Origin of the sequence: Pseudomonas saponiphila (assembly GCF_900105185.1) — a bacterium.
Classification (GTDB): domain Bacteria; phylum Pseudomonadota; class Gammaproteobacteria; order Pseudomonadales; family Pseudomonadaceae; genus Aquipseudomonas; species Aquipseudomonas saponiphila.
Genome location: NZ_FNTJ01000001.1, coordinates 3,243,666 through 3,259,197, shown reverse-complemented (window position 1 = coordinate 3,259,197; position 15,532 = coordinate 3,243,666). Strand labels below are relative to the sequence as shown.

Annotated in this window: 20 protein-coding genes; 14 read left to right on the top strand and 6 right to left on the bottom strand. The window is 65.4% G+C overall.

All coding sequences use genetic code 11. From position 1 onward, the window contains the following. Positions 1 to 25: 25 nt before the first annotated feature. Genes BLV47_RS15175 through BLV47_RS15165 form a run of 3 tightly spaced genes read left to right on the top strand, consistent with a single transcriptional unit; the run spans position 26 to position 2,846 of the window. Positions 26 to 613, top strand: a complete 588-nt coding sequence (locus BLV47_RS15175) for a hypothetical protein (RefSeq protein WP_244168881.1) — start codon at positions 26 to 28, stop codon at positions 611 to 613. Beyond that, positions 604 to 1,608: a DegT/DnrJ/EryC1/StrS family aminotransferase gene (locus BLV47_RS15170; RefSeq protein WP_244168880.1), complete on the top strand. Its 1,005-nt coding sequence runs from the start codon at positions 604 to 606 to the stop codon at positions 1,606 to 1,608. The genes BLV47_RS15175 and BLV47_RS15170 overlap by 10 nt, the downstream gene beginning before the upstream one ends. Then, positions 1,605 to 2,846 carry a hypothetical protein gene (locus BLV47_RS15165; RefSeq protein WP_092314883.1) on the top strand — a complete coding sequence of 414 codons (1,242 nt, stop codon included), beginning with the start codon at positions 1,605 to 1,607 and terminating at the stop codon, positions 2,844 to 2,846. Before BLV47_RS15170 ends, BLV47_RS15165 begins: the two co-directional genes overlap by 4 nt. Before the next feature lie 20 nt (positions 2,847 to 2,866). Here BLV47_RS15165 and BLV47_RS15160 read toward each other — a convergent pair whose 3' ends face one another. Then, positions 2,867 to 3,691 carry an enoyl-CoA hydratase/isomerase family protein gene (locus BLV47_RS15160; RefSeq protein WP_092314881.1) on the bottom strand — a complete coding sequence of 275 codons (825 nt, stop codon included), beginning with the start codon at positions 3,689 to 3,691 and terminating at the stop codon, positions 2,867 to 2,869. A 224-nt stretch (positions 3,692 to 3,915) separates the two neighbouring features. Beyond that, the gene (locus BLV47_RS15155; protein WP_092314879.1) at positions 3,916 to 4,863 is read right to left on the bottom strand and encodes an ABC transporter substrate-binding protein; all 948 of its coding nucleotides are present in this window, start codon (positions 4,861 to 4,863) and stop codon (positions 3,916 to 3,918) included. 314 nt (positions 4,864 to 5,177) lie between these two features. Between BLV47_RS15155 and BLV47_RS36230 the strand changes: the two genes are divergently transcribed. Beyond that, positions 5,178 to 5,339, top strand: a complete 162-nt coding sequence (locus BLV47_RS36230; RefSeq protein WP_167365665.1) for a hypothetical protein — start codon at positions 5,178 to 5,180, stop codon at positions 5,337 to 5,339. 47 nt (positions 5,340 to 5,386) lie between these two features. Beyond that, complete coding sequence (locus BLV47_RS15150) at positions 5,387 to 5,983, top strand: helix-turn-helix domain-containing protein (protein WP_167365700.1); 597 nt, start codon at positions 5,387 to 5,389, stop codon at positions 5,981 to 5,983. Positions 5,984 to 6,056: 73 nt separating this feature from the next. Here the strand turns inward: BLV47_RS15150 and BLV47_RS36550 are convergent, their stop codons facing one another. Further along, positions 6,057 to 6,560 carry a hypothetical protein gene (locus tag BLV47_RS36550; RefSeq protein WP_167365664.1) on the bottom strand — a complete coding sequence of 168 codons (504 nt, stop codon included), beginning with the start codon at positions 6,558 to 6,560 and terminating at the stop codon, positions 6,057 to 6,059. Between the two features lie 386 nt (positions 6,561 to 6,946). Between BLV47_RS36550 and BLV47_RS15140 the strand changes: the two genes are divergently transcribed. The 5 genes from BLV47_RS15140 (at position 6,947) to BLV47_RS15120 (ending at position 10,283) form a co-directional block, all read left to right on the top strand. Further along, complete coding sequence (locus tag BLV47_RS15140; RefSeq protein ID WP_092314875.1) at positions 6,947 to 7,756, top strand: AraC family transcriptional regulator; 810 nt, start codon at positions 6,947 to 6,949, stop codon at positions 7,754 to 7,756. Between the two features lie 80 nt (positions 7,757 to 7,836). After that, positions 7,837 to 8,475, top strand: a complete 639-nt coding sequence (locus BLV47_RS15135) for a LysE family translocator (RefSeq protein WP_092314873.1) — start codon at positions 7,837 to 7,839, stop codon at positions 8,473 to 8,475. 159 nt (positions 8,476 to 8,634) lie between these two features. After that, complete coding sequence (locus BLV47_RS15130) at positions 8,635 to 9,051, top strand: NUDIX hydrolase (protein WP_092314871.1); 417 nt, start codon at positions 8,635 to 8,637, stop codon at positions 9,049 to 9,051. A gap of 147 nt (positions 9,052 to 9,198) precedes the next feature. Next, the gene (locus BLV47_RS15125; RefSeq protein WP_092317242.1) at positions 9,199 to 9,804 is read left to right on the top strand and encodes an SCO family protein; all 606 of its coding nucleotides are present in this window, start codon (positions 9,199 to 9,201) and stop codon (positions 9,802 to 9,804) included. After that, positions 9,804 to 10,283 carry a copper chaperone PCu(A)C gene (locus BLV47_RS15120; protein ID WP_092314869.1) on the top strand — a complete coding sequence of 160 codons (480 nt, stop codon included), beginning with the start codon at positions 9,804 to 9,806 and terminating at the stop codon, positions 10,281 to 10,283. Before BLV47_RS15125 ends, BLV47_RS15120 begins: the two co-directional genes overlap by 1 nt. A gap of 40 nt (positions 10,284 to 10,323) precedes the next feature. Here BLV47_RS15120 and BLV47_RS15115 read toward each other — a convergent pair whose 3' ends face one another. Beyond that, positions 10,324 to 10,947 carry a class I SAM-dependent methyltransferase gene (locus BLV47_RS15115; protein ID WP_092314867.1) on the bottom strand — a complete coding sequence of 208 codons (624 nt, stop codon included), beginning with the start codon at positions 10,945 to 10,947 and terminating at the stop codon, positions 10,324 to 10,326. Between the two features lie 222 nt (positions 10,948 to 11,169). On the opposite strand from BLV47_RS15115, the gene BLV47_RS15110 reads away from it, so the two are divergent. The 4 genes from BLV47_RS15110 (at position 11,170) to BLV47_RS15095 (ending at position 14,407) form a co-directional block, all read left to right on the top strand. Further along, on the top strand, positions 11,170 to 12,636 hold the full coding sequence (locus BLV47_RS15110; RefSeq protein ID WP_092314865.1) for an alpha/beta hydrolase: 1,467 nt from the start codon (positions 11,170 to 11,172) through the stop codon (positions 12,634 to 12,636). Between the two features lie 102 nt (positions 12,637 to 12,738). Beyond that, positions 12,739 to 13,245: a sn-glycerol-3-phosphate transporter gene (locus BLV47_RS15105; RefSeq protein ID WP_092317239.1), complete on the top strand. Its 507-nt coding sequence runs from the start codon at positions 12,739 to 12,741 to the stop codon at positions 13,243 to 13,245. 143 nt (positions 13,246 to 13,388) lie between these two features. Next, positions 13,389 to 14,099 (top strand): AzlC family ABC transporter permease, encoded by a 711-nt coding sequence (locus BLV47_RS15100; RefSeq protein WP_092314863.1) that lies wholly within the window; start codon positions 13,389 to 13,391, stop codon positions 14,097 to 14,099. Continuing rightward, a complete protein-coding gene (locus BLV47_RS15095) occupies positions 14,096 to 14,407 on the top strand; it encodes a hypothetical protein (protein ID WP_092314861.1) in 312 nt (103 codons plus the stop codon). The genes BLV47_RS15100 and BLV47_RS15095 overlap by 4 nt, the downstream gene beginning before the upstream one ends. 49 nt (positions 14,408 to 14,456) lie before the next feature. Here BLV47_RS15095 and BLV47_RS15090 read toward each other — a convergent pair whose 3' ends face one another. Together BLV47_RS15090 and BLV47_RS15085 are read right to left on the bottom strand one after the other, a co-directional pair. Next, positions 14,457 to 14,927 carry a hypothetical protein gene (locus BLV47_RS15090; protein WP_092314858.1) on the bottom strand — a complete coding sequence of 157 codons (471 nt, stop codon included), beginning with the start codon at positions 14,925 to 14,927 and terminating at the stop codon, positions 14,457 to 14,459. Continuing rightward, positions 14,921 to 15,376, bottom strand: coding sequence for a glucosaminidase domain-containing protein (locus BLV47_RS15085; RefSeq protein WP_042941648.1), 456 nt, complete (start codon positions 15,374 to 15,376; stop codon positions 14,921 to 14,923). The genes BLV47_RS15090 and BLV47_RS15085 overlap by 7 nt, the downstream gene beginning before the upstream one ends. Positions 15,377 to 15,532: the final 156 nt, after the last annotated feature.

Genomic DNA, 15,532 nt, shown 5'->3' with positions numbered 1-15,532 from the left:
AATCAAACATATTGGAGTACACCACATGAACGGACACGCCAATCCCTCCTTTGACGAAGCCATGCCACTGGGGGCGTCTGATGCGCAATTCATCAATGACCTGCATGAGCTACTGGAGCGCCACGGCAACCTGGATCGCTTCGGACTCTGCCTGCTGCACGATCACTTCGCGGTCGCCGAGGACGAGATCCTGCTCGAATGCAACGACCATGAGGCCCGCACCCTGCATCTGGATGTGGTCAAGCGCGGCGCGCTGCCGGAGAGCAAGTTCACCAGCTGGCGCATCGGCGGCCCCCGGGCCGAGGCCCTGACCGCCTGTGCCATGGACAAGTGCAAGGTCGAAGCCCTGACCGCCTGCGCCATGGACAAATGCAAGGTCGAAGCACTGACTGCCTGCGCCATGGACAAGTGCAAGGTCGAGGCCCTGACTGCCTGCGCCATGGACAAGTGCAAGGTCGAGGCCCTGACCGCCTGCGCCATGGACAAATGCAAGGTCGAGGCCCTCACCGCTTGCGCCATGGACAAGTGCAAGGTCGAGGCCCTGACCGCCTGCGCCATGGACAAATGCAAGGTCGAGGCCCTCACCGCTTGCGCCATGGACAAGTGCAAGTAGTTCCAAATCCTGCCGATGGCCAGTGGCGGGCACGGGAGGCCGATCGGCTGCCGTGCTCGTCCTGGCTCGCGCAGTTCTATCAACGACTCCACGGCGCCCTGGTCGGTTCCGGCACCGCGGCGCTGGAACTGGCGCTGCGCCAACTGGGGGTCACCGGCACCTGGCGGGTCGCGGTTCCGGCCGCTACCTGTCATCAAGTGGTGGCCGCCGTCCTCAATGTCGGCGCGATACCGGTGATTATCGAAAACGCCGCCGACCTGCTGCTCAGCAGTGAGGCGCTGGCGCCCCATGTCAACGGCCTGGACGCGGTGATCGCGGTCCATCAATACGGCTTGCCCTGCGACATCCCGGCCTTGCGCCAGTTGCTCGGCGCGCATCGGCCGATCATCGAAGACAGCGCCGCGGCCTGGGGACTGCACTGTCCGGGCGCATCGCTGGTGGTCACCTCCCTGGGCCACGGCAAGGCCCTGGACATTGGCGGCGGCGGCGCGCTGTTCGGCGACCTGCCGGTGGATGGCGATATCGACGTCTGGTCGCCGGGCCAGCGTTCCCGCGCCCGCCCGGCCTTGAGCCCGGCCCTGTCGATCCATGCCCTGCCGGCGCTGATGCCCGCCGTCGCCCGGGCCCAGGCCCGTAGCCAGCGCCTGCAACAGCAGATGCCCGGGCTGCTGGCGCGCTTGCGCGATGCCGGCCTTGAGCCCTGGGCCGGGGCCGGGGCCGGAGCGGCGCTGCCCAACGGTCAATACCTTGCGATCCGCACCCGCGAACCGCCGTTGTTCGAGCGCCTGCGCCACAGCCCCCACGCCGAAGCGTTGGGGGTCTGCGCCCCGGCGGCCGGCGCGCTGCGGGAACTGCCGATGCTGCGCGGCCGTGGCGAGGTGGCCCATGGACCGCAAGCCAGCCTGGAACTGCGCCGCAACTGGGTCCTGCTGGACCCGATCGCCGCCCTCGACCACCCCGGGCGCCTGGCCGCCTGGATCGGAGACGCTCGATGAACAGCCCCGCCTGGCAAGACCTGCACGATCTGAACCGGCCTTTCGCCCCCGGCCCGCGGGTGCAACAACTGGCCGACTATGCCCAGAGCGGTCAGACGCTAAGCTCGGAGCAGTTGCTCGGGGTGGCCGGTGCGCGGGTGCTGTTCGCCAACTACCCGGCGCTGCGCGCCGACTTCGACGCCCCCTGGGAACAGGCGCCGGGGGAGCCCCTGCCGGTGGCCATCGACCGCTGGCTGCTGCGCAACGCCGCTTATATATCCACCAGCCAGGCGGCGGCCCAAGGCATCAACACCCCGATTGCCCTGGATAACCGCCGGGTAACGGGCTGGCGTCCGCCGCGCTATGGTCGCGCCGCGGTGCTGTGCGCGCCGGCCAGCGAGCAGGTGCTGTTCGACATCAAGGGCATTGGCGTGCCGCCGGACGAAGCCCCACAGTTGCCCCACTCCAACGGCCTGCTGACCCTGGCCGAGGCGGTGCACGAAGTGCTGATGGAGCACTTGGTCTACGCCGCCATGAGCCACGCCGGAGCGGCGATCACGCCATTGCCGGCCTATGCCCTGATCGACCTGGGCTTCGACGCCTTGTGGCATGACGGGCGTGCCGCGGAACCGGCGGTGCTGCTGTTGCGCCGGGCCTGCACCCGCCCGCGCTGCCAGTGGCAGCGCTACTGGCAGGGCCCCGAACTGGCCGGCGCGCTGATGCAGGCCGAACTCCTGCTGCGGCGTTATGGCTTGACCGCCAGCAGCTGTGGCGCGGTGCGCTTCCATGTGTGCCAGGAGAACGGCGAACTGCAGGTCAGGCGTGATGAGCAGGAACTACCGATCAGCGCCCAGGTGGCCGGGACGCTGCAACGCCTGATGAGCGCCAACCGAGGGCAGCCGTTGCTGATCGACGGGGTCAATGTGCAACTGGCCGGGGTGCCCGGTGTGGCGCCGTTGCAATTGCAGGTGATGGACTTTGGTCGCTATCGGTTTGCCGAGCGCTTCGAACATCACCTGTACGCCTGGATCGACGCCGATTACCAGAACCTCAATGGCCTGTACCTGGCACCGGACGATCCGCGCTATGTCCAGCCCGATCCGCGCCTGAGCCTGGCCCGTAGTGCCGAGGGCCGGTGTTTCGTCGAATTGCAGCGTCAGGTCGAGGGGTTTCGCCAGGATGGCGATCCCCAGCGCCTGTGCCAGGCGTTGCGCGCCGCCCTGGCAGAAGCCTGCCGGGCATTGCGCGGCCAGGCTTGAATCCCCTGGCCGGGCGGGGCTCAGTCCCTGGCCATGCCCGGCCCGGGCCGGATCCTGCGATCAGGGTGATCACGCTCGATGAACTGGCGCAGCCCTTCCTGGGTTTGCGGGGTGTGGATCGAACGGTTGAAGCACTGGGCCTCGATCTTCAGGCCCTCGGCCAGGGGCAGTCCGTAACCGCGGATGGCCGCTTCCTTGTCCGAGCGCATCGCCGGTTGCGGTAGCCCGGCCAGCAGCTGGGCCAGTTCGAGGGCTCGCTTGAGGGAGCGCCCGCTGGGCACTATTTCGTTGACCAGGCCTATGCGGTAAGCCTCCTGGGCATCGATCACCTTGCCCGTGAGGATCAGCTCCATGGCCCGGCCCATGCCGACAATCCGTGGCAGGCGCTGGGTGCCGCCGTCCGCCAGGCCGATGTTCCAGCGGCGGCAGGTGACGCCAAAGGATGCATGCTCCTCGGCGATGCGCAGGTCGGCAAAACAGGCCCACTCCAGGCCCCCCGCATAAGCCACGCCATTGACCGCGGCGATCACCGGTTTGTAGACATCGACCCAGCGACTGGGGCCAATGATGCCGGGGCGCTCGCCACGCTCATGGGCGGCCATTTCCTCGGGATTCGACGGCACCAGTTGTGCGGCGGCCTTGAGGTCGCCGCCGGCACAAAAGGCCCGGTCACCGGTGCCGGTAATGATCGCGACCAGGGCCGTGTCGTCGTCGCGAAAACGGCTCCAGGCGTCGATCAATTCAAGGTGGGTCACGGGGCCGATGCAGTTGCGCTGCTCGGGGCGATTGAAGCGGATGACCACTACGGATCCATGTTGCTCGTAAGCGATTTCCTTGAAGTTCATGGCAACTCCTGTTGCTGGTCGTGGCGCGTTGAGCAAAACCCGGATTGCAGTATAGGCAGCCCTGGCTTTTCTCTCGGCGCTCACTGGACCTGGCGCCCGAGTTGAGCGCGCATGCAACAAGAGGGATTTCGCGCCGGCAGAACGCTTGAGTCAGCGCCCCTGCCCTGCGCGGCACGCTGGCGACCGATGTTGGCTGGCACGACCGCGCCTGGAACAAACGGCAATCAATCCGCCAAGGCTTGCTGGAACGAATGATCAATCAGCGGCGAGGTGACCAAAGGCGCGGGCAAGGCCTTGACCTTGAACAGGAAGTCCGCCGTGCCCTGCAGGTCCGAGGCCGCCTGCGGGTCCACCGGGCCCAGGGTCAGGTGGGCCTGGCGCAACCAGTGGCGAGAGACGTTCTGGTCGAGGTTGGCTTTCTTCGCCCACAGATCGGCGTACTCGTCGGTATGGGTGTCGACCCACTGCCGGGCCTTTTTCAGGCGCACGAGAAAGTCGGCAATGGCCGCGTGCTTGGCGTCGATGGCCGCGGTGGACGCCGCCACGGCACTGAGCCCGGGCATCAGGTTGCGCGCCGAGAGGATCGGACGCGCACCGGAGAACACGATCTGCTGGGAAATGTAGGGTTCCCACACCGGGAACGCGTCGATGCTCCCCTGGGGCAAGGCTGCCGCGGCATCGATGGGCATGAGCTTGACGAACTCCACATGGTTTTCCGGCAGGCCTGCCTGCTCCAGGGCGCGCAGCGTCAGTTGTTGGCTCCAGGCGCCGGGCCAATAGGCGACTTTCTTGCCCTTGAGGTCGGCGATGCTTTTCACTGGCGAGTCCTTGGGCACTAACAGGGCGATGGTGTCCGGGTTCTGCCGGGAAACACCGATCAGCTTCACCGGCGCCTGCTTGGCCGCCAGGAACAGAAAGCCCGAGTCACCGAGAAACCCCAGGTCGAGCGCTCCGCTACTCAGGGCCTCGGCCAGCGGAGCCGCAGCCTGGAAGTGCTTCCATTCGACCTGGTAGGGAGCCCCTTGCAGCACCCCGGAGGCCTCCACCGAGGCGCGGATGTTGTAGTAGTTCTGATCGCCGATGTTCAGCACCAATGGTTCGCTGGCCTGGGCCAGGGGAGTGAGGAGCAAGGCACTGGCGAGCAATGCGCGCAGGCGTCGTGGAAGGTTCATGGGGCGGTTCCTTGGTCAGGGATCAGGGGAATTTCATAGACCATAACGGTCTTGACGAGCCACTTTGAAATTCTCTTTTCGCATAAGCTAAGAAAGCCTTGAACGCCCCAAGGCCGGCAGCGCGGCTCAGGTGGCGTCGAGCGCTGCGGGAGCGCTCCCTTGTGCAGAGGCAACCGGGCTGATCGGTTTTCGCGGCCCAGCGCTCATATAGTTCAAAAAAGAATTAATAAATAAATATTGATTATTTATGGCTATATGAATATCCACGTACTCTCAGCTCATCCGCCCCTCGTCATCACAGTGAGTGCCCCCCCATGCAGACGCCTGACAACCTCATCGACCTGGCCAGCTACCGCAAACGTAAACAGGCTCAGCAACGGGCACGTCTGATGTGGGAAATCTATGCGCGCAACGCGGCCTGCCAAGCCATGCAGTGGATTCAGGCCCAGCCTGGCCATGGAGTCCGCCACGGGTGAACGCTCAAGACCCCTCGCGCTTTCTGGCCGACGATGCTTCGTCGCTGCTGGACCTCGCGCCCCAGCCTGCCCAGGACGAAGACCCCTGCACCCAGCAGGTCGCGCAGAACCTGCAGCGCCTGCGCAGCAAGCGTCACCTGTCCCTGGATGCCCTGGCCCGCCAGTGCGGGGTAAGCCGGGCGATGCTGGCGCAGATCGAATCCGGGCGCAGCGTGCCGTCGATCAAGGTGCTGTGCAAGATTGCCAGGGGCTTGAAGGTTTCGGTGGCGGCCTTTCTCGAAAATCGGGCCTTCGAAGGCGTGGCGTTGCTTACCGCGAGCCAGAGCAAGCGCCTGGTCAGCGCCAATGGCAGCTTCGTCAGCCGCGCGCTGTTTCCTTTCGACGTGGCCCGGCAATCGGAATTCTATGAGTTGCGCCTGAGCCCACTGGGTGAAGAGCACTCCACCGGCCATGGCCCCGGCGTCCAGGAGAATCTGGTGGTGGCCCAGGGGGTGCTGGAAATCAGCGTCAACGAGGAGCGCTACCTGCTGTCGCCCGGGGATTCGATCCTGTTCTACGCCGACCAGCCCCATCGCTATCGCAATCCGGCCGACAGCGAGGCCGTGGCCTATCTGGTGGTGACCCATCCCGAGCGCCTGGACTGATGGCCCGGCCCAAATAAAAAGCCCGGCGAGGGACTCATCCCCCGCCGGGCTTTTTACTGCCGCGGCTGCTGGCTCAGCAGGTGCAGCACATCATCGGCATGCCATTGCAGCTCATCATCATCGGCATGCTGCAGTCGTTCATCATCTTCATCATCAGGGCGCAGCAGTTCTTCATCATGTCCATGTTCATGCCGGCCATGGGCATGAGCTTGCACAGCATGCCATCGGCCATCGGGGTGCATTCCATCACGCACTTCATCGATGGCATCGGCATGCCCATCATGGGCATCGGCATCATCATGTTCATCATCGGCATGGCCATCGCCATCTGCGACATGCACATCATGCTCATGTTGCCGCAGTGCATCATCATCGGCATGCCGCAGTTCATCATCATCTGCATCATTTCGCAGCTGTTCTTGAACATGGCCATGTCCATGCCCGCTGCCGGCATCATCTTGCACTGCATGCCGTCTTCGAGCATTTCGCAGCTCATGGTCGCCATCATCATCGGCATGCCCATCATTGGCATCATCGGCATGGTGGAGTTCATTGGCATCTGCATGGCGTTCATCATGATCCTGTTCCCTGAAGTATCGATAGTTGAATGAAGCGGATGGAGCGGATTCTAAGGACCGGCGCCGGTCCGGCAAGAGGCCGGTCCAGCAGCAACGCTTGCTGTTTGGGCAGTTTTTTCAGCGTCCGGCGCACGGCTGTATCCGTTATAGCTGCAGATCGCATTACATGACGGATAAGGTCGCTTGTTCAGCGTTGTTCCGCTGGTTTTAGATATAAGCAAAACAACTATCGACATAACTCACAGAAATAAACGTTCTAAGCGGAATCGTTTTTTCTCCCGCCGCCCTGCCACAGGCGCCGGCTGACTGCCCCTCAACCACGCTGGCCCCTGCCCGCCCCGGCCTGTTAGCCTAGCCACCCGCTCGCCCCCACTGCGAAACCGCCATGACTGCTTCAACGCAATTCTGGCGCGATGCGAAGCTGCCCTACGTCGAAAGCCGGCGGGCCTGTGACAGCCGCGCCAACTACAAGGCCCACAGCCATCCGACGATCTCCATCGGCGCCGTAGACCGTGGCGTCAGCCTGTTCAGTGGCGCAGCCCAGGGCCCGACCCTGATTCAGGCAGGCAGCGTGGTGTTTGTCCCGGCCGATTGCGCCCACGCCTGCAACCCTTTACCCAACCACGCCTGGAGCTACCAGATGCTGCACCTGGACCCGCGCTGGGTCGAAGCGGTGCGCCAGGAAATGCAGCAAAACGCGCCGTGCCCGCTGAACCAGGTGCTGTTGAGCCAGGATGAGGATCTGTACCAGCGCTTCTGTCGGCTCAACCACCTGCTGTTCTCTACCTGCAGTTGGCAGGACAAGGAGGCCGCGCTGATTGAATTCATCGGTGGCTTTGCCGCCCATGAGCAACCGGTGATCGCCCTCGCAGCGGACCCCGCCCGGGCCAGTGCCGCGGTGCGTCGGGTCATGGATTACCTGCAGCACGACCCGGAACAGAGCAACGCGCTGGAGCAACTGGCGGAACTGGCCGGCATCAGCCGCTATCAGTTGATCCGCGCCTTCCGCAGCGCCACCGGGTTGACGCCCCACGCCTACCAGCTGAACCAGCGAATCATCCAGGCCCGCTCCTCGCTGCAGGCCGGGGAAACCTCGGCGAACCTGGCCCAGCGCCTGGGTTTTGCCGATCAGGCGCACTTCCAGCGGGTGTTCAAGGCCCACGTCGGCGTCACCCCGGGGCTTTACAAGGCCTGAGGCGGCGCAATTTTCTTCAATACCGCTGACCTTGGGGCAGCGCAGACTTCCGGGCTATCAAGTCACTGGAAGTCCTACCGATGCTGCAACAGTTCCTGCTGGTCGCCGCCGCGCACTTTCTCGCCCTGCTCTCCCCCGGTCCGGATTTCTTCCTGGTGGCGCGCATGTCCATGGCCGCCGGTTGGCGCGCGGCCACCGGCGCCTGCCTGGGCATCGCCCTGGCCAACGGTGTGTTCATCGTCCTGGCCTTCGCCGGGGTTTCGGTGTTTCGGGCCGACGGTCCGCTATTCCTGAGCATCCAGCTGGCCGGGTGCGGTTACCTGCTGTACATGGGCTGGCTGTTTATCCGCCATGCCGGGGCCAGTTCCCTGGCTGCGGTAGACAGCAACGGCGAAACCCGGGCGCTGGGCCGCGCCAGCTGGCGACGCGGCCTGGGCATGGGGTTTCTCTCCGGCATTCTCAACCCGAAGAACGCGCTGTTCTATGTCAGCCTGGCTTCCCTGGTGGGCGCGCAGACCAGCGCCGGCTGGAAACTGGTCTACGGCCTGTGGATGTTCAGCGCGGTGCTGCTCTGGGACCTGCTGGTGGCCCTGGCGATCGGCAACCGCCGGGTGCGCGAGCGGTTCGCCCGCGCCTTGCCCTGGCTGGAACGAGGCACCGGAGTTGTCTTGATCCTGTTGGCGCTGCTGGTGCTAGGCGCGACGCTGTGGCGCCATTGAAATCGCGCCCGCGAGCCGTGGCCCGGAGCTGTCATTACAAATAAACAACAAAGCAATAATCTGCCGCGATGCCGCTGCCGGTAGTGTCGCAACAGTGATCGGGGCTGCCGGGGGGGCTGCGGTGCCAGTCCCACTTTTCGAGCGCAAGGAGAACCTGCCATGCAACAACAGCCACGCCTGGGGTGCGGTGTCGCGATTGTCCGTGACGGCCAGTTGCTGCTGGTCAAGCGCCTGGGTGATCCCGAGGCCGGTTGCTGGGGCCTGCCCGGGGGCAAGGTCGACTGGCTGGAGCCGGTGGAGCAAGCCATGCGCCGGGAAATCCACGAAGAGCTGGGGTTGACCCTGCAAGGCGTCAGCCTGCTGTGCGTGGTTGATCAGATCGACCCGCTGCGCCAGGAACACTGGGTTTCGCCGGTCTATCTGGCATCGGCCCCGGCCATGGCGCCGCGTAATTGCGAGCCGCACAAGCACAGCGAGGTGGCCTGGTTCGAGCTCGATCGGCTGCCTCAGCCCCTGACCCAGGCCACTCGCAGCGCCGTGCGCGCGCTGGTGCAGGTAGCCGCCCTGGAAAGCTAGACGCCACGCGGCGAGCTTGCCGGTGAGCCCTAGCCCGCCTGCGACCGATGGCCGCAGGCATCGGTCCAATTAGCCCGCCGCGGCTCTCGTCGGTTTGTTACCATGCGCGGGTTTTTGCCTGTCTGGCTGTTCAAAGGGCGTTATTTCATGAGTGTTCTGCTGACTCGCCGCACCCTGCTCACCAGCGCCGGGGTGCTCGGCCTGGGCCTGCTCGCCGGTTGCGACAACAGTCCCCGACTGTCCTTCAAGTACGGCAAGGACCTGAGCAATCAGATTCTCGGCCGCACCTTCAAACTCACCGATTCCCAGGGCGAAACCAAGTCGCTGTCCAGCTACCGCGGCCTGATGCCGATGATCTTCTTCGGCTTCACCCAGTGCCCGGCCGTGTGCCCCACGACCCTGGCCCGCGCAGCGCAGGCCAAGAAGCTGATGGGCCGCGACGGCGAGCGCCTGAAGGTGGTGTTCATCACCCTGGACCCGGAGCGCGACACGCCCGAGGTGCTGGACGCCTACGTCAAGGCCTTCGACCCGAGCTTCGAGGCGCTGTACGGCAGCCTGGAAGAAACCGCGGCCACCGCCAAGGAATTCGGCGTGTTCTACGAAAAGATCCCCAGCGGCTCGACCTACACCCTGTCCCATACCGCCACCAGTTTCGTCTACGACTCCCGGGGCACCTTGCGCCTGGGGCTGTCCCAGTCCCTTACCGCCCAAGAGTGCGCGGAAGACCTGCTCACCGTCATGGAGGTTTGTTAATGAATGCCCACCAGCGCCCGTCGCGCCTTAAATCCGCCCTGCTGCTGATCTCTCTGCTGGGCCTGGCCGGCACCGCCAGCGCCGCGACCCAGGTCGACAACGCCTGGGTCCGCGCCACCGTCCCTGGCCAGCACGCCAGCGGCGCCTTCATGGACCTCACCGCCAGCAGCGACAGCAAGCTGGTCGACGTGCAGTCGCCTGTGGCCAAGAACGTGCAGATCCATCAGTCGAGCATGCACAACGACGTGATGAGCATGCAGCAAGTGGACGCCATCGCCCTGCCAGCCGGGAAGAAGGTCAGCCTGGACACCCACGGCTACCACGTGATGCTCATGGAGCTGACCGGCCAGATCAAGGTGGGTGACAAGGTGCCGCTGACCCTGATCGTGGAAAACGCCAAGGGCGAGAAGGAGTCGATCAAGGTTGACGCCGAGGCCCGGGCACTGGATGCGCCGGACCACAGCATGATGCAGCACTAAGACCCCCCACTTGAAAACCGGCCCCAATGGGCCGGTTTTTTCATGAGTAATCCAGCGCCCGCGCCAGCCACACGGTGAAGCCGCAGCACTGTGGATCTTCACTGACGTGCTGCACCACCTCGAACCCATGGGTGTCGAGCAAGGTGCAGTACTCCCCGGGATCGAGGCTAGCGTGGTACAGCGCCTCCCCCTGGAACTGACCAATGGCTTCCCCCGCCGCCGGACCACTGGTGAACAGCAGGGCACAGCCCGGGGCCGCATGGCGCTCGAACACCGCGAACATGGCGCGCTGATCGTCCGGGCTCAGGTGGAACAGGCTGTTCCACGCGAGGATGCCGGCGAAGTCCTGATCCAGGGCCAGCCCGCGCATGTCGGCGTGGAGCCACCGCTGCTCGGGAAAGCGCTGACGGCACTGGTGCAGCAGGGCTGCAGAGCTGTCGACGCCGGTGAGTGCATAGCCATGCTCGCGCAGATAGCCCGCCACCGGCTCGCCGCCGCCACAGCCCAGGTCCAGTACCTCGCGGCCTGCGCCCATGACCTGGCGAAAGCGCTCCAGCCATAGCCGCTCCTGGGCGAAGGCCCCAGTGTCGGCCTGGCGCAAGCGGTCCCAGGCCAGGGCATGACGCTGGTACAGATCGATGATGTGACGGGCGGATTCGTGCATCTGGAGGTTTCCCGGTGCTGTGGCGCTGGCCGCGGATTACACCACAAGTGCAGCGCGCCAGGCGAAGGTGCCGGCGTCCTCGGCCACCAACCCATGCCCCTGTTATGCTTGCCCGGTCGCCACGGCGATCTCCCACTTGCCCTTGGTTCAATGGTCCAGCATGTCTTTGTCGTCCTCCCCCGCCACGCACCGCATCCGCTACGCGCAACCGAGTAGCGGCTCATGATCGCCCCCGTCCTGGCGCGCCTGCTCAAGCGTGGCGCACTGATCGTCGGCGTGGCCGGCCTGACCCTGCTGGCGTGGCGAGCCTACGACAGCGAACGGGGCCCGGCGCTGCAACCCTGGCACCTGCGGGTGCCCCACGAATTGAGCATCGAGCAGATCGATCGGGCCGACTGGGCAACCTGGCTGCAGGCCGAGGGACGGGTGTTCGCCGAAGTCGAGCGCGAAGTCAGCGACACCCTGGACCCTTCCCAGGTGCCGCCCTTCAACCGTTACCGCAAGGACAGCCGGGTCTACCCACCGCACTTCGCCACCGACTGGAACCGTTCCTACCTGCTGCGCCCGGCGGGTAAGCCGCGAGGCGTGGTGGTGCTGCTGCATGGCTTGACCGATTCACCCTACAGCCTGCGGCATGTCGCCCAGCGCTATGTCGAACACGGCTACCTGGCCATCGGCCTGCGCCTGCCGGGCCACGGTACGGTGCCAGCGGGGCTCACCGATGCAAGGTGGCAGGACTGGCTGGCGGCCACCCGGCTGGCCCTGCGTACCGCCCGGGCCGAGGTGCCGGCGCCGGCGCCACTGCATCTGGTGGGCTATTCCAACGGTGGCGCGCTGGCGGTCAAGTACGCCCTGGATGCCTTGAACGACCCGCAATTGCCCCAGGCCCAGCGCCTGGTGCTGATTTCACCGATGATCGGCGTCGCCGCGTCCGCGCGGTTTGCCGGGCTGGCCGCCCTGCCTGCGGTGCTTCCGGCCTTCAGCAAGGCGGCGTGGCTCAACCTGCGGCCCGAATACAACCCGTTCAAGTACAACTCGTTTCCGGCCAATGCCGCGCGCCAGTCATGGCTGCTGACCGATGCCCTGCAACAGCAGTTGCAGGTTCTGACAGACGATCCACGCCTGGCCCGGCTGCCGCCGATCCTCGGCTTCCAGTCGCTGACCGATGCCACGGTCAGTACCCCGGCGGTGGTCAACGGCCTGTATCGGCAACTGCCGGCCAACGGTAGCGAGCTGGTGATCTTCGACCTCAACCGCGACCGCGACTTCGAGGGGCTGCTGGATACGGCCAGCGTCACCTCCCTGGCCAACCTGCTGCCACCGGCGCCACGCAACTACACGACGCGGATCCTCAGCAACGAGGGCTCGGGCAATGCCAAGCTGCAGGAGCTCAGCCAGCTCGCCCTGAGCCTGGAGAGCAGCCGGCGCCCCCTGGAGCTGGCCTACCCGCCTGGGGTGTTTTCCCTGTCCCATGTGGCGCTGCCCTTTCCGATCGACGATGGCCTGTACGGCACCCAGCCCAGCCCCCGTGAAGACTTCGGGGTGCACCTGGGCACCCTGGCGGCCCGGGGCGAACGCGGAGTGCTGGTGGTGCCCATGGACGAGTTGATGCGCCTGACCGCCAACCCGTTCTACCCTTATCTGATCCAGCGCATCGAGGCGCAGATAGATAAAGCAACAGTTGAGTAATTGATCGGTCGAAAGCCCGAGTGGTACTTTCGCCGCCCCCTCCCCCCCTTGATTTCCGAGGGGGCGCAACTGCCGTTACGGCAGGGAAAGATGATGACTCTGATGTTTGAAGCCCCGCCCAGCCGCCAGTCCACGCCCAGCCGCCACGCGCTGAAGGCCCTCATAGCGGCCCTGCTGCTCGGCGCTGCCGGGAGTACCCACGCCGATCAGCAGCAGGACTTCTGGTACGTGCAGACCAGCGTCTACACCAACCACTGGCGCAATGACCCCGACCACAACAACCACCAGGACCTGATCGGCCTGGAACGCAACTACGCCGACGGTGAGCTGTGGGGCGTGAGCACCTTCCGCAACTCCTTCTCCCAGCGCTCCTACTACGCCTACGTCGGCAAGGCCTGGGAGAGCGCCGACTGGCCGGTCTACGCCAAGCTCAGCGGCGGCCTGATCGAGGGCTACAAGGGCGACTACAAGGACAAGATCCCGCTGAACCACTTCGGCGTGGCGCCGGTGCTGATTCCGGCAGTCGGCATGCATTACGGCCCGGTAGGCACCGAGCTGGTGGTCCTGGGAACCGCGGCGGTGATGGTCAACGTCGGCTACCGCTATTGACACCCGCCGGGCCCAGGGATTGGCCCGGCAAAGTCGCACAATCGTTCAAGACGTTCCCCCAGCCCTTCCCCAGACTCTCGAAGCCTGATGGCCAGCGCATTGAAGCGCCCGGCATGGCGTAGATCCGGGAGGGCAAGCCATTCATGCAGCAGCAACCACAGCCAGATTCTTTTACCGGCCGGCCGGACCTCTGGCGCCGGGTCACGCCGACGGCCCTGGCGATTGTTCCGGTCAGCATGCTGTTTGGCGTGCTGGCGGCCCGCGCCGACTGGTCGTTGCTGGAGGTGGCCCTGGTGGGTCTGCTGGGGTTCACCGGCAGCGGCCAGTTTGCCGCCCTGCCCTTGGCCCAATCGGGCGCCGGGTTCTTCACCCTGTTGCTGGTGAGCGCCTCGCTCAACAGCCGCTACCTGCCGATGGCCTTCGCCTCTTCGGCGCGGCTGCCCCGCCGCTGGCTGACCAAGGCCGCGGCGGCCCATCTGTTGGGGGACGAGGCCTACGCCACCGAAACCCACGGAGACAGCCCGGCCGCGGTGTTGACGATCCGGGCAACGATTTTCCTCACCTGGGTGCTGTCCGGGGTACTCGGGGCCTGTTTGGGTCGCGCGCTGCCCGCGCAATGGGTCAGCTCCGAGCTCAATCTCGGCTACCCCGCCAGCGTGGTGTTGATGTACCTGGCGCTGAGCCAGCTGCGCCGTCGCCTGGCGTTGCTCCCCGGGCGGCGCCTGGCGATCCTGTTGCGCCTGACGCTGTGCGTGACCCTGAGCCTGGTGCTGATCCGGCTGCTCGGCACCCTGTATTTCTGGATCCCCAGCGTACTGGCCACCAGCGTCATCCTGGCCTGGAACCGATCATGAGCCAGGCTGGCTGGGTCACCATCGCTGCGTTGTTCACCACCAGTTGCCTGGTGCGCATCATTCCGGCCTTCGTCACCCTTCGCCTGCGACCGGGCCTGCAACGCTGCCTGCAAGAGGAACTGCCCGTGGCGGTTTTCCTCAATTTCGCGGTGTACATCGCCTACAGCGAAATCGGCCGCGAGCCTTTGGCGGCGGCCGGCTCACTGCTGATCGTCGGCGCCATCACCCTGGGCGGCAGCCTGGGTCTGCTCGCCGCGGCGGCCATCGGCACCGCGGCGTATGCGGCCCTGCTGCAACTGCCCGGATAGCGCGTGCGGCGCCCCGGGGCTCCTGGTGCTGCTCCGGGACGGCGGCCTTTTATTGCCCTTCGTCGCAGCCCAGCCCCTGGCGCTGCGCTTGCTCGTCCTTCAGGGACTTGCCGGTACGGGCCATGATCTGCCCTTGCAGGGTTTGCAGTTCAGTACCGTCCAGGCGCTTGCACAGGTTGGTTTCCCAGACATCGCCGGTGGCGATGCTCACCGAGAACAGCCCCCAGTACTCGGTGGCGCCGGCCTTGGGGTCGTTGTAGCCGAGGCTGAAGTCGAAGTACCCCGGATGGGGCGGCTGGCCGTGCTCGTCCTGCAGGTCGCCGTCGACGAACACCCCGGGCTTGTCCAGTTGATAGTCCTGATGCCTGAGGGCCACCAGCAGCACTGCCTGAGCCTGTTCGCGGGTCAGGCCCGTGGCCTTGACCTGAGTCGGCGACAGTGTGCCGCCGGCGCAGGCGACCAGGGTGGTGCACGCCAGGGTCAGGCCCAGCAGCCAGGAACGGCGATCTTTGCTCAGCACGCCAGACGCCCCCTGACCGAGAGGATGATCTTTGCCAGGTAGTCGGCAAAACCGTTGCGCCCGCCGGTGGCGGCATCGCCACTGTTGTAGCCGCTGCGCACCAGGGCCTGGGCGAACTCCATGGGTTCGCGCTTGCCGCGCACCGAGGCGCCATAGCGCAAGGCGAAGGACTGGGCGGATTTCTGGAAGGAGTCGAACTTCGCCACCTTGACGCTGGCGCTGCCCTGGGCCGATTCGGCGCTGATCTGCAAGGGCGCCGGCGCATGCATGGAGAAGTAGTTGTTCAGTTCCCGGGCGATCCGCCCCGCCCCGTACTGGCTCTCCTGAGCCGCCAGACCGAGGATGTTTTCCACCGGCAGGTCCAGTTGATCGGCGATCGGCTGGCAGGCCGCCTTGTATTTACTGACAAAGGTGACGGCATTGATGTTGTTGCACAGTTTGGCGCTCAAGATTGCTTCCCTCGTTTGACCGGTCAATTCCATTTCCAGCAGGTGCTGCGGCGCCGATTGTAAATCAATCCCGGGCACTTGCCCGGGACTTCTTGCAGCGCCGGGCCCCCGGTCTGTGGCCGTCATCACACTCTGTATGACGGCAGCCGACAGCGG

What these genes read in the sequence shown, in the direction of transcription:
- BLV47_RS15175 (WP_244168881.1), top strand. Translation starts at nt 26, where the DNA reads ATGAACGGACACGCCAATCCCTCCTTTGACGAAGCCATGCCACTGGGG.
- BLV47_RS15165 (WP_092314883.1), top strand. Translation starts at nt 1,605, where the DNA reads ATGAACAGCCCCGCCTGGCAAGACCTGCACGATCTGAACCGGCCTTTC.
- BLV47_RS15160 (WP_092314881.1), bottom strand. Translation starts at nt 3,691, where the DNA reads ATGAACTTCAAGGAAATCGCTTACGAGCAACATGGATCCGTAGTGGTC.
- BLV47_RS15155 (WP_092314879.1), bottom strand. Translation starts at nt 4,863, where the DNA reads ATGAACCTTCCACGACGCCTGCGCGCATTGCTCGCCAGTGCCTTGCTC.
- BLV47_RS36230 (WP_167365665.1), top strand. Translation starts at nt 5,178, where the DNA reads ATGCAGACGCCTGACAACCTCATCGACCTGGCCAGCTACCGCAAACGT.
- BLV47_RS36550 (WP_167365664.1), bottom strand. Translation starts at nt 6,560, where the DNA reads ATGATGAACGCCATGCAGATGCCAATGAACTCCACCATGCCGATGATG.
- BLV47_RS15140 (WP_092314875.1), top strand. Translation starts at nt 6,947, where the DNA reads ATGACTGCTTCAACGCAATTCTGGCGCGATGCGAAGCTGCCCTACGTC.
- BLV47_RS15135 (WP_092314873.1), top strand. Translation starts at nt 7,837, where the DNA reads ATGCTGCAACAGTTCCTGCTGGTCGCCGCCGCGCACTTTCTCGCCCTG.
- BLV47_RS15130 (WP_092314871.1), top strand. Translation starts at nt 8,635, where the DNA reads ATGCAACAACAGCCACGCCTGGGGTGCGGTGTCGCGATTGTCCGTGAC.
- BLV47_RS15125 (WP_092317242.1), top strand. Translation starts at nt 9,199, where the DNA reads ATGAGTGTTCTGCTGACTCGCCGCACCCTGCTCACCAGCGCCGGGGTG.
- BLV47_RS15120 (WP_092314869.1), top strand. Translation starts at nt 9,804, where the DNA reads ATGAATGCCCACCAGCGCCCGTCGCGCCTTAAATCCGCCCTGCTGCTG.
- BLV47_RS15115 (WP_092314867.1), bottom strand. Translation starts at nt 10,947, where the DNA reads ATGCACGAATCCGCCCGTCACATCATCGATCTGTACCAGCGTCATGCC.
- BLV47_RS15110 (WP_092314865.1), top strand. Translation starts at nt 11,170, where the DNA reads ATGATCGCCCCCGTCCTGGCGCGCCTGCTCAAGCGTGGCGCACTGATC.
- BLV47_RS15105 (WP_092317239.1), top strand. Translation starts at nt 12,739, where the DNA reads ATGTTTGAAGCCCCGCCCAGCCGCCAGTCCACGCCCAGCCGCCACGCG.
- BLV47_RS15100 (WP_092314863.1), top strand. Translation starts at nt 13,389, where the DNA reads ATGCAGCAGCAACCACAGCCAGATTCTTTTACCGGCCGGCCGGACCTC.
- BLV47_RS15095 (WP_092314861.1), top strand. Translation starts at nt 14,096, where the DNA reads ATGAGCCAGGCTGGCTGGGTCACCATCGCTGCGTTGTTCACCACCAGT.